The sequence below is a fragment of the Rhizobacter sp. OV335 genome (assembly GCF_900142965.1).
Taxonomy (GTDB): domain Bacteria; phylum Pseudomonadota; class Gammaproteobacteria; order Burkholderiales; family Burkholderiaceae_C; genus Rhizobacter.
This window is the reverse complement of record NZ_FRCQ01000007.1, coordinates 206182-225137: the sequence shown is the minus strand read 5'-3', so window position 1 is coordinate 225137 and position 18956 is coordinate 206182. Positions and strand designations below refer to the sequence as shown.

General features: G+C 70.0%; 18 protein-coding genes. 8 read left to right on the top strand and 10 right to left on the bottom strand.

Annotation, left to right across the window (positions count from 1 at the left end; translation table 11 throughout):
- Window positions 1-986: DUF6055 domain-containing protein (locus BUE42_RS10350; protein ID WP_200798934.1), on the bottom strand; the 986-nt coding region annotated here is incomplete at its 3' end.
- Between the two features lie 50 nt (window positions 987-1036).
- Between BUE42_RS10350 and BUE42_RS32980 the strand changes: the two genes are divergently transcribed.
- The gene (locus tag BUE42_RS32980) at window positions 1037-1372 is read left to right on the top strand and encodes a hypothetical protein (protein WP_159445397.1); all 336 of its coding nucleotides are present in this window, start codon (window positions 1037-1039) and stop codon (window positions 1370-1372) included.
- A gap of 180 nt (window positions 1373-1552) precedes the next feature.
- Here BUE42_RS32980 and BUE42_RS10340 read toward each other — a convergent pair whose 3' ends face one another.
- Window positions 1553-2797 (bottom strand): YbfB/YjiJ family MFS transporter, encoded by a 1245-nt coding sequence (locus BUE42_RS10340; protein WP_073464959.1) that lies wholly within the window; start codon window positions 2795-2797, stop codon window positions 1553-1555.
- A gap of 81 nt (window positions 2798-2878) precedes the next feature.
- On the opposite strand from BUE42_RS10340, the gene BUE42_RS10335 reads away from it, so the two are divergent.
- Window positions 2879-3739, top strand: a complete 861-nt coding sequence (locus tag BUE42_RS10335) for a LysR family transcriptional regulator (protein WP_073464957.1) — start codon at window positions 2879-2881, stop codon at window positions 3737-3739.
- 18 nt (window positions 3740-3757) lie between these two features.
- Here the strand turns inward: BUE42_RS10335 and BUE42_RS10330 are convergent, their stop codons facing one another.
- Window positions 3758-4249 (bottom strand): VOC family protein, encoded by a 492-nt coding sequence (locus tag BUE42_RS10330; protein ID WP_073465016.1) that lies wholly within the window; start codon window positions 4247-4249, stop codon window positions 3758-3760.
- Between the two features lie 67 nt (window positions 4250-4316).
- Window positions 4317-5228: a helix-turn-helix transcriptional regulator gene (locus BUE42_RS10325; RefSeq protein ID WP_073464955.1), complete on the bottom strand. Its 912-nt coding sequence runs from the start codon at window positions 5226-5228 to the stop codon at window positions 4317-4319.
- A 120-nt stretch (window positions 5229-5348) separates the two neighbouring features.
- On the opposite strand from BUE42_RS10325, the gene BUE42_RS10320 reads away from it, so the two are divergent.
- Window positions 5349-6230 (top strand): alpha/beta fold hydrolase, encoded by an 882-nt coding sequence (locus BUE42_RS10320; RefSeq protein WP_235002235.1) that lies wholly within the window; start codon window positions 5349-5351, stop codon window positions 6228-6230.
- 84 nt (window positions 6231-6314) lie between these two features.
- Window positions 6315-7376 carry a sensor histidine kinase gene (locus BUE42_RS10315; protein WP_073464953.1) on the top strand — a complete coding sequence of 354 codons (1062 nt, stop codon included), beginning with the start codon at window positions 6315-6317 and terminating at the stop codon, window positions 7374-7376.
- Between the two features lie 6 nt (window positions 7377-7382).
- Here BUE42_RS10315 and BUE42_RS10310 read toward each other — a convergent pair whose 3' ends face one another.
- Complete coding sequence (locus tag BUE42_RS10310) at window positions 7383-8306, bottom strand: NADP-dependent oxidoreductase (RefSeq protein ID WP_073464951.1); 924 nt, start codon at window positions 8304-8306, stop codon at window positions 7383-7385.
- 20 nt (window positions 8307-8326) lie between these two features.
- Complete coding sequence (locus BUE42_RS10305) at window positions 8327-8782, bottom strand: ester cyclase (RefSeq protein WP_073464949.1); 456 nt, start codon at window positions 8780-8782, stop codon at window positions 8327-8329.
- 102 nt (window positions 8783-8884) lie between these two features.
- Between BUE42_RS10305 and BUE42_RS10300 the strand changes: the two genes are divergently transcribed.
- Window positions 8885-9796 carry a LysR family transcriptional regulator gene (locus tag BUE42_RS10300; RefSeq protein WP_073464946.1) on the top strand — a complete coding sequence of 304 codons (912 nt, stop codon included), beginning with the start codon at window positions 8885-8887 and terminating at the stop codon, window positions 9794-9796.
- Between the two features lie 22 nt (window positions 9797-9818).
- On the opposite strand, the gene BUE42_RS10295 is transcribed toward BUE42_RS10300, so the two are convergent.
- Window positions 9819-11201 (bottom strand): virulence factor family protein, encoded by a 1383-nt coding sequence (locus tag BUE42_RS10295; RefSeq protein WP_073464944.1) that lies wholly within the window; start codon window positions 11199-11201, stop codon window positions 9819-9821.
- Window positions 11198-13798 carry a bifunctional lysylphosphatidylglycerol flippase/synthetase MprF gene (mprF, locus tag BUE42_RS10290; RefSeq protein WP_235002230.1) on the bottom strand — a complete coding sequence of 867 codons (2601 nt, stop codon included), beginning with the start codon at window positions 13796-13798 and terminating at the stop codon, window positions 11198-11200. Before mprF ends, BUE42_RS10295 begins: the two co-directional genes overlap by 4 nt.
- Window positions 13799-13960: 162 nt before the next feature.
- Between mprF and BUE42_RS10285 the strand changes: the two genes are divergently transcribed.
- Window positions 13961-15682, top strand: a complete 1722-nt coding sequence (locus BUE42_RS10285; RefSeq protein WP_200798933.1) for a carbohydrate-binding protein — start codon at window positions 13961-13963, stop codon at window positions 15680-15682.
- A gap of 13 nt (window positions 15683-15695) precedes the next feature.
- On the opposite strand, the gene BUE42_RS10280 is transcribed toward BUE42_RS10285, so the two are convergent.
- On the bottom strand, window positions 15696-16175 hold the full coding sequence (locus BUE42_RS10280) for a DUF6152 family protein (RefSeq protein WP_073464940.1): 480 nt from the start codon (window positions 16173-16175) through the stop codon (window positions 15696-15698).
- Between the two features lie 49 nt (window positions 16176-16224).
- Window positions 16225-16644, bottom strand: a complete 420-nt coding sequence (locus tag BUE42_RS10275) for a hypothetical protein (RefSeq protein ID WP_073464938.1) — start codon at window positions 16642-16644, stop codon at window positions 16225-16227.
- A 277-nt stretch (window positions 16645-16921) separates the two neighbouring features.
- On the opposite strand from BUE42_RS10275, the gene BUE42_RS10270 reads away from it, so the two are divergent.
- A complete protein-coding gene (locus tag BUE42_RS10270) occupies window positions 16922-18424 on the top strand; it encodes an FAD-dependent monooxygenase (protein ID WP_073464935.1) in 1503 nt (500 codons plus the stop codon).
- Window positions 18425-18473: 49 nt separating this feature from the next.
- Window positions 18474-18836, top strand: a complete 363-nt coding sequence (locus BUE42_RS10265) for a response regulator (protein WP_073464932.1) — start codon at window positions 18474-18476, stop codon at window positions 18834-18836.
- Window positions 18837-18956: the final 120 nt, after the last annotated feature.

Genomic DNA, 18956 nt, shown 5'->3' with positions numbered 1-18956 from the left:
CCGTTGGTCGGGTACAGCCGCACGACGTTGTAGCCGAAGCGCTGCGGTGCGCCGTAGAACGGCGACGCGAAGCGGCGGTTGGTCGCCCAGTTGCTGTCCAGCGCCTCCAGCGGCATCAGCCGGTGCAGGCGCTCCGCCCTGTCGGTCAGCGTGATGTTGCCGTAGGTGTTGCGGAAGGTGTCGGGCGTGGCCTTGTAGTCCCACACCACGTTGTGCATCGCCCAGTCGCCGATGAAGTCGTTGAGCTGCGGCAGCGTCCAGCCGCGCGACTTCTGGATGTTGGTCAGCGGATCGGCGCCGGCCGTGGTCCAGATCTGCGTGACCGCGCCGGGGCCGTACTTGTCCTTCAGGTATTCCATGAACTGCCAGTTGCAGTAGCGGTCGCGCGTGGAGCCGAGGTACAGGTGCGGCGCGTTCGGCAGCATCTCCGAGCAGTGTGCGTTGCCCTGGTACTCGGGCAGCTGGTGCGGCGTGAAGTTCGCGTGGCTCTCGAAGAGCCAGCCGCAGGTGTTCGACTGGTAGCACTCGAGGCCGCCGTTGTTGCCGGCCCAGGACTGCCAGCCGTGCGTGAACTCGTGCGTCAGGCCCCAGTGGTCCTTCAGCGCGGCCGGCGCGATCCACATGCCCAGGTGCAGGCCACGCGCGTTGTCGACCCAGGCGCCGCCGGTCAGGCCCCAGTCGGAATGGATGTGGATGGCCGGCTTGATCTTGTCCGTCTTGTTGAAGAACGGCTCGGGCATCAACAGATTCGAGTTGAACAGGTTCTCCCAGACGGTGTTCTCGAGCGTGGTGGCCGCGAGGGTCAGGTCGGCGTCGGAGACGGTCTCGTCGGAATAGAACGCGAAGTGGGCCGACTCCTTGACGAGCTTGAAGCTGGCCTGCTCCGGGTTCGGGCCGCCCGCGCGCCAGGTGCCGGGCGTGACGGTGGGCTTCTCGGTGGTGCCGGCGGGGGCCCAGGTGGTCAGCGTGCTGCCTTGGTCGACCACCGGAGTGGGGGCAGGCGCAGGCGCAGGCGCAGGCGCAGGCGCAGGCGCGGGTGCGGGTGCAGGCGCGGGTGCGGGTGCGGGTGCGGGTGCGGGTGCGGGTGCGGGTGCGGGTGCGGGTGCGGGTGCCGGTGCCGGTGCCGGTGCCGGTGCCGGTGCCGGTGCAGGCGTCGGAGCGGGTGCAGGAGCAGGCGTCGGTGCAGGGGTTGGGGCCGGCGCGGGCGCGGGCGCGGGCGCGGGCGCGGGCGCGGGGGTTGGTGCTGGTGCTGGTGCCGGGCTCGGTGCCGGTGCTGGCGCGGGAGCCGGTGCCGCCGCAACCGGCGCAGACGCCTCGTCGCCCGACGATCCGCCGCAGGCGGTCAAGCACAAGGACATCAGCAAGCTGCTGATCCCATGCGAACGGAGGGAAGCCTTTTTCATTCTGATCTTTCACGGTCTCGAGCCAGTCCTCAAGGCAGCGCGATTCTGAGATGCCCCCCATGCGCAAGGTTGACCGGCGAATGACGGAGATGCGCCCGTGTGCAACCAAACGTCAGCCACCAACCCTCAGGCCCCTGCCCTCATGCGCATCAAGCGCGCAGCGGCCAGCGCCGCGCCATCGCGGCATACAACGCGATGCCCACCACCAACGCGGCCGCGGCCGCGGCCAGCGCCTGCTGGAAGCCTTGCGCCGGCGTCGCGCTGTGGTGCAGCAGCAGCGCCACCATCGGCGGCCCCGCGATCTGGCCGACACCGTAGGCGGCGGTCAGCAGGCCGGTGAAGCTGTCACCCGCGGCCGGCCACACCCGCCGCGCCTCTTGCAGCGCATAGAAGGTGATCGCGGTGAACGGCACGCCCAGCAGCAGGCTGCCCAGCGCAAAACCCGCCGCGCCCGGCCAGAACAGGCCCAGCGCGATCGCGGCGGCCTGCATCGCGTAGCAGCCGCCCAGCAACCAGCGGCGATCCCAGTGCGACGGCGTGCGGGTCGACAGCACGGCACCGGCCGTGACCCCGGCGCCGAACATCGGCCAGAACAGGTCGGGCCAGGCGGAGCCGGCCGGCAGCACGGCCCGCGCGATCACCGGAAGGAAGGTGGCGGTGACGATGTAGCCCAGACCCGCCAGGCCGTAGGCCGCCGTCAGCAGCGCACGCTCGGCACGCGGTGGCGCAGGCTGCGCAGCGGCAGCCGGCGCCGCCGTGCTGCGCGGCGCGGCAGCGCCCTGCACCACCGGCCACACCAGCGCGCACAACGCGGTGGCCAGCAGCCCGAACACCGCCCAGCCGGCGGCCGCCCGCCACTCCAGCGCCACCATCGCGCTGGCCGACAGCCCGCTCAGCGTGATGCCCAGCCCCGGCCCGCAAAAGATCAGCCCGCCCATCGCCGGCCGGCCCAGCGCCACCAGCCGCCCCATGCACCAGCCCGACACATTGACGAAGACCACCGCGCTCGCCACCCCGGCCACCAGCCGCAGCGCGGGCCAGCTGCCGCTGAAGGGCAGCGCCATGCCGAGCGCCAGCAGCGCCGTGGCGACCAGCCCGCTGCGCGCGAGTGCCGCGGCACCCGGCACCCTGCCGCTGCGCCGTGCCAGCCACGGCAGCGCCATGCAGGCCAGCGCGCCGAGCAGGTAGCCGATGTAGTTGGCAGTGGCCAGCCAGCTGCCGCCGGCCAGATCGACCACGCCGTCGTGCAACATCATCGGCAGCAGCGGCGTGAAAGCGAAACGGCCGATGCCCATCGCCGAGGCCAGCGCCGCCATGCCGGCCAGGGCCACCAGCATCGGGCGGTCGCGCAGCGCGGTAGAAGCAACGGAAGAAGAAAACAGCTCGTGTTCCATGCGGTTGCCGCCGGGGCGGGCGGCGGTTTATCATCTCGTTTCGCGATTCTATTTTCAAAATCAATCTCGAAACAAGAATTCATGGACCTGGTGGCGCTGGAGATCTTTTGCACCGTGGCCCGCGAGGGCAGCGTGACCCGTGCGGCCGAGGTGCTGCAGCGCGCGCAGTCGAGCGTGACCACCCGGGTGCAGCAGCTCGAGGAAGACCTGGGCGTGACGCTCTTCCTGCGCGAAGGCCGGCGCATGGCGCTGACGGCCGAGGGCGAGACGCTGCAGGGCTACGCGATGCGGCTGCTGGCGCTGGCCGACGAGGCGCGGCAGGCGCTGCTGCCGGGGCGCCCCGGCGGCCGGCTGCGACTGGGTTCGATGGAGAGCACCGCGGCAAGCCGGCTGCCCGGCCCGCTGGCCCGGCTGCATGCGCGCTGGCCCGACGTTCAACTGGAGCTGCGCACCGGGCCGACGCGGGCGCTGGTCGACGCCGTGGCCGCCCATGCGATCGACTGCGCGCTGGTGGCGCTGCCATCGCCCGGCATCGACGCCCTGCCCCCCGCGCTGGAGGCCGCGCCGGTCTTCACCGAATCGCTGCTGCTGGCGCTGCCGCCCGGGCACCCGCCGGTGCGCAGCGCGGCCGACCTGCAGGTCGTGACACTGGCCGCCTTTGCGCCGGGTTGCACCTACCGGCAGATCGGCGAAACGTGGATGACGCGCGACGGCGCCGGCCCGCGCGTGCTGGAGCTGGCCTCGTACCACGCGATCCTGGCCTGCGTGGCCGGCGGCCACTGCGCGGGCGTGGTGCCGCGCTCGGTGCTGGCGCTGATGGCCGCGCCGCCGGCGCTGCGGCTGGTGCCGCTGCAGGACTGCGACACCGTGCTGCTGCAGCGGCGCGGCTACCGCTCGGCCGCGCTCGAGGCGCTGTGGGCCGAACTGGCCGCGGCGCGCTGAACGCCGATCGGCGATGCGCTAGCCGCGCCGCGCGGCCTCGATCGCGGCGACGTCGATCTTGCCCATCTTCATCATCGCGTCGAACACGCGCTTCGACACCGCGCGATCGGGGTCCGAGAGGGCCTCGATGAGCACGCGCGGGGTGATCTGCCACGACAGGCCCCACTTGTCCTTGCACCAGCCGCAGGCGCTTTCCTGGCCGCCGTTGCCGACGATCGCGTTCCACAGGCGATCGGTCTCGGCCTGGTCGTCGGTCGAGACCTGGAACGAGAACGCCTCGGTGTGCTTGAACATCGGCCCGCCGTTCAGGCCCAGGCACGGGATGCCCAGCACGGTGAACTCGACGGTCAGGATGTCGCCCTGCTTGCCATCCGGAAAATCGCCCGGTGCGCGTGCCACCGTGCCGACCGCGCTGTCGGGAAAGACCTCGGCGTAGAAGCGCGCCGCATCGAGGGCCGTGCCGTCGTACCAAAGACAGATCGTGTTCTTCGGGATCTTCTTGCTGGGCATGTTCATCTCCTGTGAAGCGGGCGGAAAGAATACTCGCCCCGGACGACGCGGCAACCCGCGTGCCCACTCAGCCCGCAGTGCGAATCGACCGCGCGCCCTTGAGCAATTTCCGGTCGCCGCGCCGGTACTCGCCCGGCGTGCAACCGACATCGCGCTGGAAGGTGCGGGTGAAGTTCGACAGGTCGGACCAACCCGCTTCGTAGGCGACCGAGGTCACCGGCTGCGCCGTGTCGCGCAACAGCGCAATCGAGCGCAGCAGGCGGATGCGCATCAGGTACTGGTGCGGCGTGACACCGATGGAGCGCTTGAAGATGCGCATCAGGTGGAAGGTGCTCAGCCCGACCGCGGCGGCCACGTCGTCCAGCGTCAGCGGCTCTCCCGCGCGACGCTCGATGCAGTGCGCGGCAGCCAGCGCACGCTCGTCCTGCCGAGGCAGCGCCGCGGGCGCCGCGCCATCGTCGAGCGCCCCGCGGACGATGCCGATCACCCGCAGCGCCGCTTCCTCGAGCGCGAAGCCCTCGCCGCCATCGACACCCAGCGAGCCCAGCAGCGCGGACACCCGCGGCGACGGCGGCAAGGCGGCGCGGCCGAAGCGCAGGCTCGAGCCCGCGAGGCCCAGGGCACTGAACGCGTCGTCCAGCGCCCGCTCCGAGAGCGACAGCACCACGCAATCGTCACCCAGGCCGTCGCCCTGTTCATGCGAACAGACGTAGCCCTCGCCGGGGTTGCCCAGCATCAGCCAGCCGGCGCCGAGCAGCGCACGCCCGGCGCGGGTGCGGTAGCTCAAGGTGCCGCGCTCGACGAGCGTCACCGAGAACGCCTGGTGTTCCTCGTCGCGCGGCCGCTCATCGGCACCGGCGCGGCATTCGCAGCGCATCAGGTGCAGGCCGCATGCACCGCGCAACGGGCGGTAGTTGCGGTCGGCATCGCGGTCGGCATTGCGGTCGGCGAACAGGCCTTCGGACAGAGCAGCGGACATGGCGTGCCGGCGTTGTGGATTCGCATCGATTCTAGGAGCCTGGCGACAGCAGTTTTTGCCAAGCCGGCCGCGCCGCCGCTGCCTACGCTGCGCACTCACCAACCCATCAGGAGCACACCCGTGTCCAAGTTCATCACCCCGAAGGAATTCGAAGCGCAACGCCAGTACGTCGACACGCCCTCCGGCCGCATCGCGTACGTGGCACAGGGCCGCGGCCCGGTCGCACTGTTCGTGCATGGCGTGCTGGTCAACGGCTACCTGTGGCGCCACCAGCTCGCCCACCTGGGCGCGACGCGGCGTTGCATCGCCGTCGACCTGCTGGGCCACGGCGCCACCGAGATCGATCCGGCGCAGGACGTGTCGTCGACCGCCAACGCGACGATGCTGGCGCAGTTCCTGGATGCACTGAAGATCAGCGCCGTCGACCTGGTGGGCAACGACAGCGGCGGCGGCATGGCGCTGATCTTCGCGGCCCACCATCCGCAGCGCGTGCGCAGCCTGACGCTGACCGATTGCGACACCCACGACAACTGGCCGCCCGAAGCGTTCAAGCCCTTTCTCGCGTTGTCCGCCTCCGGCGGCCTGCGCGGCGCGCTGGAAACCATGCTCGCCGACAAGAACTTCTACCGCTCGGCCAACGCGCTGGGCCCGGCGTATGAAGACGCCGCACAGGTGGAAGACGCCACCATCGAGATGTACCTGCGCACGCACCTGGCCAGCGAGCAGCGCACGAACGACCTGAAGCGCTTCCTCGCGGCCTTCGACTGCGCGCACACCGTGGCCGTCGAATCCCGGCTCAAGACGCTGCGGGCGCCGACCCTGATCGTGTGGGGCACCGACGACGTGTACTTCGACCTGAAGTGGTCGCACTGGCTGGCCGAGACGATCCCCGGCACGCGCAAGCGCGTCGAATTCGCCGGCGCGCGGCTGTTCCTGCCGGAAGAGCGCTGGACGGCGTTCAACGACGAACTTCGCGCGCATTGGCTGGCGAGCGAACGCTGAACGCGAGGGCCGCAGAACGGGTGGTAGGCTCCATGTCCATCGGAGCCCACCATGAACTTCCCCCGCACTGCCGGAGCACCCTCGATGAGCACGACGAGGCGGGGCATCTTCATGCACATCCGCGACGTCATCCGGCGCAATCCGATCCTGCTTCCGGTGGCCTTCGTCGCGGCCTTGTCCACGGTGCTGATCGGCGAAAGCTCCTACTGGCAATCGACGCGCGTGCTGGACCAGCTCATTGCGCTGCGATCGGGCAAGAGCAGCCTGCAGGAGCTGCGCACCGCCGCACTCGACAGCCAGGCGGACATCCATCGCACGCTGCTGCTCAACCGCCTCGGCGCGGGCGCGCTGAGCGCCGCGGGCCTGGTGGTGCTGTTCATGTACCTGCGCCAGGGCCTGGCGCTCGAGCAGGAGAAGGAACGCGTCAAGCAGGAGCTTCAGCGCGTGGTGCAGATCGAACGCGAGCGGCTGGAGGTCGAGGTGGCGCTTCGCACGGCGCAGCTCGTCAAGCTGACCCACCACATCGAGACGGCGCGTGAAGAAGAACGCGCCCGGCTGGCGCGCGACCTGCATGACGAGATGGGGGCACTGCTCATCTCGGCCAAGCTCGATGCCGCACGCATCAAGCCCCGCCTGATCGAGAGCGCGCCCGAAGCGGTCGAGCGACTGGCGCACCTGGTCGACATGCTCAACAAGGGCATCGCGCTGAAGCACAACATCATCGAGAACCTGCGTCCTTCGAGCCTGAGCAACCTCGGGCTGGCCGTCACGCTCGACATCCTGGTGCACGATTTTGCCGAGCGCTCCGGCATCAAGGTGCATTGCGCGCTGTCGGTGGTGCAGCTCGAACCGGCCGCGGAGCTGGTGGTCTACCGGGTCGTTCAGGAAGCCGTCACGAACATCAGCAAGTACGCCAAGGCAACGAACCTCTGGGTCGACCTGGTGTCCAGCGACGGCTTGGTGGAGCTGACTGTGCGAGATGACGGCGTCGGCTTCGACACCAGCTCGCCGTCGACCTCGGCCTATGGCCTGCTCGGCATGCGCTTCCGCGTCGAAGCCGAGCACGGAACGCTCGTCGTGACGGCGGCACCGGGGCAAGGCACGACGATCCAGGTGCGCCTGCCGGAGCGTGTCATCGAGAGTTGACCGTCCTCATCGCGCGGCCCGCACGATCACCTTGCCGCGAGCGTGCCCTGCAGCCACCTGCTCCAGCGCCGCGCGCGCGTCGTCGAGCGGGTGGATGGTGTCCAGCACGATCTGCAAGCGCTTGTCCTTGAACCACTGCAGGATCTTGTCCAGCGTGGTGGCATCGTGGTTGAAGAACACGAACGACCCCTGTCGACGCCCCCGTGCCTGGATGGCGAAGTCGACGGTGCTCACCACGGCGCCGGTGGCCGAGAGCACCTGCCAGGAGCGTTCGAGCGTCTCGCCGCCGATCGTGTCGATGACCAGGTCCACCTCGCGCAGCACGGCAGAGAAATCCTGGTGCTGGTAGTCGATCACGTCGTCGGCGCCCAGTTCCTTGGCCAGGCCGACGTTGCGCGCTGAAGCGGTCGCTATGACATGCGCCTTCGCCTGCTTCGCAAATTGCACCGCGAAGCCGCCGACACCCCCCGCGGCCGCATGGATCAGCACGCGCTGACCCGCCTGCAAACCGCCCTCGCCGAACAGCGCCCGCCAGGCCGTGCCCGCAGCGGTCGGCAACGCCGCGGCTTGTTCGAAGCTCATGTCGGCCGGCATCGGACTCAAGGCCTGGACGGGGATGACCGCGGCCTGCGCAAACGCGCCGCCGACCGTCGGCTCCAGCCGACCCACGACGCGGTCGCCAGGCTTGAACCGGTCGACACCCGGGCCGGCTTGCTCCACCACGCCGGCCAGATCGGTCCCCAGCGTGTAGGGCAGGTTCACCGGAAAGACCTGCTGCATGTGGCCGGCCAGCATCTTCAGGTCCAGCGGATTCACGCTGGCCGCTTCGATGCGGACGGACACCTGCCCTGGATCCGGACCGGCCAACGGGATGTTCTCGAGCACGGACTGGCTCGGATGGCCGAATGCGTGAATGCGAAGAGCTTTCATGGTGGATGCTCCCTGGGGCGTCAGTCGTTGCCGAAGGCGGGAAATGCGCCGAGCTGCAGGAACAACCCGAACCAGTCCTCCAGGTGCCAGGTGCGCTTGATTCGCGTGCCCTCGAATTCATGGAACTCGTGGATGCGGAAGCTGACCTTCCTGCCGGTCGCGGCAATGCCGAACAGGGGCCCGCGGTGGGTGCCGGTGATCTCGGCACGAACCGCGGCGCGGTCGTCGCTCAGCAGAATGTCGTGGACCGCGATGTGCACGTCGGGCAGCGCCTCCACGACGCTGCGGATGATCGGCTTCAGACCCTCCGGCCCCGGACCCTGGCCGGGGGCCAGCGGGATGTCGTCCCAGTCGGCCGTGACGGCGAGATCCATCAGGTCGGGATCGTGGTCGCTGAAGGCCCGGTACAGCAGCTCGACGGCGTGGCGCCGAGCCTGGTCGTGGGAGTCGTGGGAGATCGGGTTCGAGCTGCTCATGTTGAAGACCCTCTGAGGGCCGTCCGTGAAGTGATGAGCGAAGTCTCGGTGTCGGTCTATCATCTGTCCAACAAATGGCTTGTATATACGAGTATTTGATTCATGGATTTTCATGGCATCGACCTGAACCTGCTGGCGGCCTTTGATGCGCTGATGGACGAGCGCAACGTGACCCGCGCGGCGGTGCGCGTGGGCGTCAGCCAACCGGCGATGAGTGCCGCGCTGTCGCGCCTGCGATCGCTGTTCGACGATCCGCTGTTCCTGCGCAGTGCGGAAGGCCTGTTGCCGACGCCGCGTGCCAGGGATCTCGCCGGACCGGTGTCGACGGCATTGCGGCAGTTGGAGCTCGTGCTGGTGAAAAAGCCCGAGTTCGACCCGGCCGAGGCGGTACTGGATTTCACCGTCGGCTTGTCGGATTACCCGGCCTTCGTGCTGTTGCCGGCGTTGGTGAATGCGCTGGAGAAGAAGGCCCCCGGCGTATCGCTGCGCGTGCACAGTTTCTCGAGCCGGGACAGTGCCGTCGACCTGCTCGACGCCGGCACCATCGACGCGGCCGTCGGCGTCCCACCCACCCAGGCGGAAAGCAGGATCCTGACGCGTCCCATCCTGCGCGACGAGTTCGTCACGATCGTTCGCCGCGACCACCCGAGCGCCCGGCGCGGCATGAGCATGAAGGCCTTCCTGTCGCTGTCTCACGTGCTCGTCTCCCCGGAGGGAGACCGCCATGGGCTGGTGGACGAAGCCCTTGCCCAGGTGGGCAAGCGCCGCAGGCTGGCGCTGACCTTGCCTCAGATGTTCGCGGCACCGGCCGTGGTCGCCCGGACCGACATGACGGCCACGGTCATGAAGCGCGTGGCCCTGCACTCGGCGGCGCGTCGCAACCTGGCCCTGTTCCCGCCGCCGGTCGCGTTGCCCGAGGTGGTCTTCGACCTCCTCTGGCACCGGCGCAACGACACGCATCCGGCCCAGATGTGGCTCAGAGGACTTCTGGAGTCACTCGCGCAGGCGCTGTGAACAGGCGCCGGGCGGTGGACGACTACCTCGCCGCCTCGACGATCAGCCGCGCGAGCTTCTGGTACTCGCCGCCGAAGTGGTGGTCGCCCTTCATCAGCAGCACACGTGCATGCGCCGGCGCGAGCTTCGGGCACAGCGAATTCCGCTCGCGGTCGCCCTGCACGCACAAGGTGTCGGCGGCCGACAGCCGGCGCGCCTCGGGCAGGATCGGCTTGTCGCCGCTCGGGCCCAGCCAGTTGCTGAAGTGGAATTCGAACGACGCCTGTTGCGCCAGCCCCAGCAACGCGGTGAGCCGCACCGTCGCGCGCGTCGCGGCCGGCAGGCGGTTGACGGCGAAGGGCAGCACGTCGGCACCTTGCGAGTAGCCGATCAGGATCACCTCGGAGCGCTGCCAGCGCGCCGCGTAATAGCGGATCAGCCGGTCCAGATCGGCGGCCAGTCCGTCGGGCGTGCGGGCCTTCCAGAAGTAGCGCAGCGAATCGAAGCCGGCCACCGGAATGCCCTGCGCCGCGAGCGCGGCCGCCAGTTCCTTGTCGATGCCGGCCCAGCCGCCGTCGCCGGACAACAGCACCGCGAAGCGCTTGCCGGCACCGGCCACCGGCACCTCGACCATCGGCAGGTCGGCCAGTTGCCCGGGCGCGGGCGGCTCCGCCGGTGATGTCGTTTGCTGTACCGCGGTGAGCTGCGCATAGGCCGTCGCGAACGCGTTGGGGCCATCGGCGACCCAGCGTGCCTTCGGCACCTGTTGCACGAAGGCCTGCACGCTGTCGGCCGAGCATGCGGCGCCCGGCACCGCGGCCCATGGGGTGGCCAGCGTCGTCGCGGGCAGCAGGTCGAAGCCGGCGGCATTGGACACGCCGGCAGCCGCCCACCGCAGCCCGTTCGTCGCGCACAGCGGCGTCTTCAACGCCAAGCTCGGGCAGAACCCGACCGACAGCGCCGACGAGAAGCTCCCCGCCGGCGCCTGCGCCAGCACGCCATACGCGAACGGCGCCGCCGCACCGGTGCCCACCAGCATCGGCAGCCGGTAACCCGGCACCTGCTCGTAGGCCTGCAGGTGGCGCGACAGGTTCTCGAAGGCGCCTGCGGCATACGTGCATTTGCCGTCCTGTTTCTCCAGCCGCTTGTAGAACGGCGCCAGCGGCACGGCGGCCACCAGCGCGCCGCCGTCCACCATGCGGTCGATGGCCTGCTGCTCGGCGGCATCGGGCGCCTCGTTGGCCGACAGCATGAACACGAACTGCTGCACCGTGCCCGCCGGCTTGAACAAGCGCACGTCGTTGAACAGGCCGTGCGCCACCGTGCCGGGCGCCGTCTGCATCGGCTTCGGCCGCGCCTGGGCGTGGCATGGCGCCGCCGCGTGCGCGAGCAGCAGGCCGGCCCCGATCGCGAGGATCCACTTCATCGTCCGATCGCTCCCTTGAGGCCGCCACCGATCAGCGCGGCCACGTCGGCCAGGATGAACACCGGTGCGAGCCCGGGCGGCGCGGCCAGGTAGCGGGCCTCCCAGTCGGGCTCGAACTTGTCCTTGAAGTTGTGCAGCCCGCGGAAGTTGTAGAACCGGTCACCGTGCTCGAACAGCAAGCGCCCGAGCCGCTGCCAGCGCGGCGCGCGGCGGCGCTCGGCCATGCCGGCCATCGGCGACATGCCGAGCCCGAAGCGCTCGTAGCCTTCGGCCTGCAGGTGCAGCATGATCTTCGCGAACAGGAAGTCCATCGTGCCGGGCGGTGCGTCGGGCAGGTGGCGCATCAGGTCGAGGCTCGCATCCTTGCGGGCATCGGTGGTCAGCAGGTTGGCGAACGCGAGGATGCGGTCGTCGCGCCGCACGATCGCCACCGGCAGCCGCTGCACGTAGTCGGCATCGAAGCGCCCGACCGAGAAGCTCTTCTCGCGGCCGCGCTGCTCGGCCAGCCACGCGTCGGAGACCTGCTTCAGCTGCGGCAGCCATGCGGCGACGCCCTCGGCCGGTACCACCTCGAACAGCAGCCCCTCGCGCTCGCCGCGGTTCACGCCGGTGCGCAGGTTGGCGCGCTTGGCACCCTTCAGGCTGAAATCGGGCAGCGGCACGTTGGCGTACTCGCCGAGCTTCAGCGCGTGCAGGCCGCAATCGAGGTACAGCGGCAGCGTGGCCGGCCGCACCTGGTAGAACGCGGCGCGCCCGCCATGGTCGTTGGCCCGCTCGATGAACTGCCACACCAGGTCGGGCCATTCGCGCGCGTCGCCGAACGGGCCGTACAGCGAGACCCACGAGCGTCCCTGCTTGCCGAACATCAGGAAGCTGCGGCCGGACGGCGAGAACATCAGGTGCTTGTCGCCGACCAGCACATGGCAGCCGTCGGACGACGGGTTGGCGCGCACGATCGCGGCAGCCCGCTCGATCTCCTCGGGCGTCGTGACGGCCACGTCGCCGGCCGGCGGCCGCAGCAGCTGCCACAGGCCGTAGGCCAGCGCGATCAGTGCGACGCCGGTCAGCGCGCGCAGCGAACGCGGCGCCTGGCCGTCGAGCTCGAACTGCCACCACAGCCGGTTGCTGTAGCCGACCTCGCGGTACGCGAAGAACAGCACCCACACGCACGCGAGCAGCACGCCGCCGAGCGCCAGCAGCCATTCGGGCTCGAGGCGTTGCGAGAACAGCGACGAGCGCCGGTCGAACTGGTTGCGCGAGATCACCAGCAGCAGCGCCAGCGTGCTCAGCATCGCGGCCTCGGTGACCGCGATGCCCTTGGGCAGCGCCAGCACCGCGGCGATCACCGACAGCACCAGCGCCCCCCACCAGGCGGCGTCGAGCTGGTGCAGCAGCCCGCGCGCCACCAGCAGCAGGCCCAGCCCGGCCACGCTGCCGAGGAAGTGCGAGGCCTCGATCAGCGGCAGCGGCACGTGCAGGTGCGCCAGGATCTCGCGCGCGTCTTCGGTGAACGGCGTCACGCCGGAGACCATCAGCCAGAGCCCCGCGACCAGCGTCAGCGCGGCCATCAGCCGCGGGCTCAAGTGCACCGCCATGCGGCCGACCGGCGCGGCCACGCCGGAGCGCAGCTCGTAGGTCGCCAGCATGCCGGTGGCCAGCACCAGCGGCAGCACGTAGTAGATGCCGCGGTTGAGCAGCAAGGCGCCCAGCATCACGTCGCTGGGCACGCTGCCGCCGCTGGCCAGCAGCATCACCGCCTCGAACACGCCGACGCCGCCCGGCACGTGGCTGATGATGCCGGCGGTGACGGCGATGGCGTAGAACGCGATGAAGGTCGGCAGCGCGAGGTGCTGGCCCGGCAGCAGGAACCACAGCGCCGCGGCCGAGGCGCACAGCTCGAGCGCCGAGATCACCAGCTGGCGCAGTGCGAGTTCGGCGGTCGGCAGGCGCATGCTCCAGCGGCCGATGCGCAGGCCGCGGCGCTTCGTGCACAGCCAGATGAAGCCGGCCAGCCCGACCAGCAGCGCCGCCGACAGCAGGCGCAGCAGCAGCGGCGGGGTGTGCAGCAGGCCGCCGACCTCGTCGGCGCCCCACAGCAGGCCGAGCGCGCCGAACGCCGCCATGCCGAGCCCGAAGGCGGCTGCGTTGAACGCGATCACCTTGCCGATCTGCGAGGGCTCCAGCCCGGCGGCGGTGTACAGCCGCATGCGCACCGCGCCGCCCGACAGCGGCCCGAGCCCGATCGTGTTGGACAGCGCATAGGCGACGAACGAGGTCAGCAGCACGGTGGCGCGCGCGACCCGTGCGCCGGCGTACTGCAGCGACGAGCTGTCGTAGCCGGTGAGCGCGAGGTAGCTGAGCGCGGTGGCGATCAACGCGAGGCCGATGCTCGAGGCCGGCGTGGTGGCCACTGCCGCCATCACCGCGCTGTAGTGCACCTGCAGCAGCAGCTGGCGCAGCGCGAGGCCGACGGCCAGCGCCAGGCCCAGCGCGATGGCGCCGAGCAGCCAGGGTCGCAGCCGCGGCCACCGGTCGCCCCACAGGGCCAGCGCAGACTTGGGAAGAGCGAGGGTGGGGTCCAGCGAGGACTCGGACACGGTTCGAAAAATGCGCGGTGGTGGAGACGCGGCTATTGGATCGCGTTTTCCGCCTCGCGGGCACAAACCATTACCACTTTCATCCCTCAAGTGGTACTCAAATGGTATTGCAGCGGCTAGAGTCCCGATCGCCGTACCGACCCGCCCACTCGGAGACCCTCCATGCCCGTCCACAGCCCCTTTTCCAGTCCGCGTTCGAACCAGATGCGCTTGCTCAGCGCCTTCGCCGCGGTCCTCGTCACCGCCACGGCCCAGGCGGCCAGCTACCCCGCCTGGAAGGCCGACACCTTCTACGCCGCCGGGTCGCTGGTGACGTACAACGGCCGCAACTACCGCGCGACGGTGGCGCAGACCGACTACGCGAGCACCGGCTGGAACCCGACCACCGCCAGCCTGTGGACCGACATCGGGGCGGCTGATGGCCCGGCTCCCGCACCCGCCCCCGCGCCGACACCTGCGCCTGCGCCGGCCCCCGCACCAACGCCGGCTCCCGCGCCTGCACCCACGCCCGCACCGGCCCCAGCGCCCGCCCCCGCCCCGGGCTGCCAGCCCGCCTGGCTCGCCGCGACCGCGTACGGCGGCGGCCAGCAGGCCAGCGTCGGCACCGTCAACTACAAGGCCAACTGGTGGACCCAGGGCCAGAACCCGTCATCCAACAACGGACCGGCCGGCAGCGGCCAGCCGTGGACCAAGGTGAATGACTGCGGCGCGCCGGCTCCTGCGCCTGCGCCCTCTCCCGCGCCGGCCCCGGCACCCGCCCCTGCACCGGCTCCCGCTCCGGCGCCTGCGCCGGCACCGGCCCCCGCCCCGGCGGCACGCGCCTACATCGGCTACTCCGGCACCTGGAACACCAGCCTCTACGACCTGGCACCGGCCAACATCCCGAACTACTTCACCCACGTGAACCTGGCGTTCGCGAAGCCCAACACCCCGTATGTGAAGGGCAGCTACGCGTTCGACCAGTCGATCGCCGGCTTCGAGTTCGCCGAAGGGGCATCCGGCAACAACGGCCAGCGCTTCTTCAGCGCCCAGCAGGCGCAGGACCTGCGCAACAACATCGCGGCACTGAAGGCGCGCGGCACGCAGGTCTGGCTGTCGTTCGGCGGCTGGGCCTACAGCCAGGGCAGCGAGTGGGCCAACTACAACGCGAAGGGCGTGGTCGACCTCGCGCTCGACCTGGGCGCCTCGGGCGTCGACCTCGACTGGGAAGTCAACGGCGCCTCGTGCAACAAGCTGGACGCCGCCAACTTCAGCTGCAACACCGATGCGCAGATCGTCGGCATCATCGACGCGACCTACGCCGAGATCCAGTCGCGCGGCGCGAAGCTCGGCATCTCGGTGGCCGGCTGGTCGACGGGCGCGTACTACGTGAAGGGCTCGCCGTTCGAAGAAGGCAAGGTGCAGTGGGGCTCGCCGTTCGGCGGCGTGATGTACACCGCCGTCAAGACGCGCGGCAGCAAGCTCAGCCACATCAACCTGATGTCGTACGACGGCGGCGACTACTACGACCCGCGTGAAGGCTACGAGTCGTACCGCGCGATCTACAACGGCCCGATCCACATGGGCATGGAGATCGCGCCCGAAGGCGCAGGCGGCGCGGTGCTGAAGATCCCGGCGAACGGCGTGCAGTACGACGCCGAGATGCTGAACGGCAGCAACAACATGGCGACGGCCTACTACAACGTCGAGACGCTGGTGAACTACGTCAAGAACAAAGGCCGCTCGAACGACGGCTTCATGCTCTGGCAGATCTGGAAGCAGCGCGTGCACATGCCGGCACCGGCCGGCGCGGCCACCGAGAACTCGGCCGGGCAGTACGTGTGCCGCAACCTGCCGCTGCAGGGGGACTGCAACCAGGCGATCCCGAGCCTGCCGAAGCAGTGACGCGGGGACAGGATCAGGCCGGGCTGGATCGCAGCCCGTAGGCCTTGTCGCCGACGAACAGGTACTCGACGCGCATCACCGCGTCGCCCTGCTCGCCGCTGCTGGCGTAGCCGATGGCCGAGACCTGCGCGCCGGCGCGGATCTCGGCCAGCTTCCAGGCGTCGAGCCGCGTCAGCGGTGCCAGCTCCAGCTCCCAGCGCCGGTCGCTGCGCCGCGGCAGCGTGGCCTTGGCCAGCAGGCCGGGGCCATCGACGGCGGCGGTCTGCGCCGGCAGCACGCGCCTGGCCAGGCCGGCGGGCAGCTTGAGGCCGGCCGGCAGCTCGATCATCAGCTCGGCGTGCGGGTTCTGCCACTTGCTGCCGATCACGGTCCCTTCGAGGTACAGCGGACGCTCCTGGTCGAAGCCGCTCCACCCATGGTGGGCCGATGCCGGGCGCACGGCCCACGGCGTGATGGCGGCGAGAACGGCGAACTGGCGGCGGCTCAACAGCATGGCGTGACTCCTGGGGCTGATGGTGGCGCTGACGGTGGCGTTCGATCCCTCAATAGGCGATCCAGCGACCGCAGACCACCACCGCGATCCAGAGGGCAGTGGACACCAGCATCTGTAGCCGCGCCGCCGTGTCGAGTTTGCGCAGCGATCCGCGGCGGTGGAACCAGGCGGCGTTGATCCCGGCGAGCGCCAGCAGGCCCATCTTGGTCACGAAGGCCCGGTTGGCAAGCAGCTCGCCGGGTTGCGTCGCGAACATCAGCAGGCCGCTGGTGGCCGCGAGCGAGAAGCCGATCAGCGCCAGCGTGAGCGACAGCCGGGCCAGCGCCGGCACCGGCAGCGCGGCCGCGTGGCCGAACACGCGCACCTCGAGCGCGACCAGGTTGCCGAGCAGCAGCGCGATGCCGATGATGTGCGTCGCTTCGAGCGCGGGGTAGGCCCAGGGGGTTGTGGTCAGCGAGGCGAGCGCCATGGCGCCAAACTTTAAGCGCTGCGACGAGGCGTCGATAGAATCGCCCCACGCCCCATGCGTTCCGCATCGGGCACGCCCGGCACATCCCACCCCACGGTGCTGCCCACAAGTCAGCGAATCCCCTCTTCCTTCGCACCGTCGAATCGTCGTCCGCGTTGAACTGCCTAGCCAGTTCCGGGTCGCGATCGCCCTCCTGATTTCGTTGCCCTGAGCCACTGCGCGTTGCCGCCGCGACCGCCGTGGAGCTTCCTGGCGCCCCCTTCCGATCGATCACCTCATGACTTCCTCGTCTTCATCTTCTTCCTCTTGCCTGCATGACGTCGTCATTGCCGGCGCCGGCCCGGTCGGCCTCTTCCTCGCCTGCGAACTCGCGCTCGCGAAGCTCGACGTGCTGGTCCTCGAACGCGCTGAAAGCCCCGAAGCGCCGCTGAAGGCGCCGCCGCTCGGCACCCGCGGCTTGTCGATCGCCACCGCCGAGGCGCTCCATCGCCGCGGGCTGCTGGACGAGCTCAGCATGGCCACCGGCGCTCCGCGCCAACCGCGGGCCGGGCACTTCGCCGGCATCGCGATCGACGCCGCCAGGATCGACCGGTCCGGCTGGAAATACCACCTGCCGAACCCGGCATCGAACCCCTTCGCGGCCGACATGGGGTCGGTGGAGTCGGTGCTGGCTGCCCGGGCCGTCGCGCTCGGGGTCGACATCCGGCGCGGGCATGCGGTCACCGGCATCGACGACCACGGCGACGAGGTCGCTGTCCACGCCAACGGGCTCTCGTTCCGCGCGAAGTGGCTGGTCGGCTGCGACGGCGGCCGCAGCGCGGTGCGCAAGCTGGCCGACTTCGAATTCCCGGGCACCGAGCCGGAGTTCACCGCGTACTCGGCGCTGGTGGACATCGCCGACCCCGAGAAGCTGCGACCGGGGCGCAACGCGACGCCCGCGGGCTTCTACATGAACGAGCCCGGTCGCCTCGCGATCGCCGATTTCGATGGCGGCGCCTTCGACCGTTCGGAAGCGATCACCCCGGAGCACCTGCAGGCGGTGCTTCGCCGGGTGTCGGGCACAGACGTGACGCTGTCGTCGGTCCACCTCGCCACCAGCTTCACCGACCGCGCGCGGCTGGTGACCACCTACCGCAAGGGCCGCGTGCTTCTCGCCGGAGACGCCGCGCACATCCACTCCGCGCTCGGAGGCCAGGGCCTGAACGCCGGCCTGGGCGATGCAATGAACCTCGGCTGGAAGCTGGCCGCCACCGTGCGGGGCAACGCGCCCGCCGGCCTGCTCGACACCTACCACGCCGAGCGGCACCCGGTCGGCGAGTGGCTGCTGGACTGGACACGGGCGCAAGCCGCCGTCATGCGGCCCGACGCGCACGGGCGGGCCCTGGAGGGCATCGTCCGCGGCCTTGCCGATACGCCGGGCGGGGCCACCTGGTTCGCCGAGCAGCTCTGGGGCGTGTCGTTGCACTACGACCTGGGCGGCGGTCACCCGCTGGTCGGCCGCAGCGCCCCGGATGTCGAGTTCGCCGATGGCAGCAGGCTCGCGTTCCACCTCCGGGCCGGCGCCGGCGTGCTGGTCGATTTCGACGGCTCGCAACCCTTGCGGCAAGCCATCGCGGATTGGAGCGATAGCATCCGCTACGTGGCCGGTGGCGCGACGAACGAGCTCGGGCTCACGGCCCTGCTGGTGCGTCCGGACGGCTTCGTCGCATGGGCATCCGACACGGCAGCGGCCCCTGGCGATGTCGAGCCTGCAGCGACGAGATGGTTCGGTTTGCAGTGAAAGTCAGTACAGTGGCCCGGCGTCCCTCAACACAGACTGGAAGCGCCCCATGCCCACCATCCTCATCGTCGACGATTCGGCGTCCATGCGTCAGATGGTGTCGTTCACGCTGAAGAGCGCGGGCTACACCGTCGTGGACGCGGTCGACGGCCAGGACGCCTACGAGAAGACGTCGAGCAACGATTTCGACCTGGTGCTGACCGATCAGAACATGCCCCGCCTGGACGGCATCGGCCTGACACGAAAACTTCGGGACAACCCGAAGTTCAAGACGACGCCGATCCTGATCCTGACCACCGAGTCCAGCGACAGCATGAAGCAGGCCGGCCGCGCCGCCGGGGCCTCCGGCTGGCTGGTCAAGCCCTTCGATCCCGCCAAGCTGATCGAAGTGATCAAGAAGGTCCTGGGCTAGCGCTCGCGGCCGCGCAGGCGGCTTCGTCGACTTGTGCACGCAAGTCGCGACGCCGGCAGAGACCGCTTCAAGCCGGGTGCATTCACGTCGATAACCCCCCCAGCATCCACGAGAGATGCA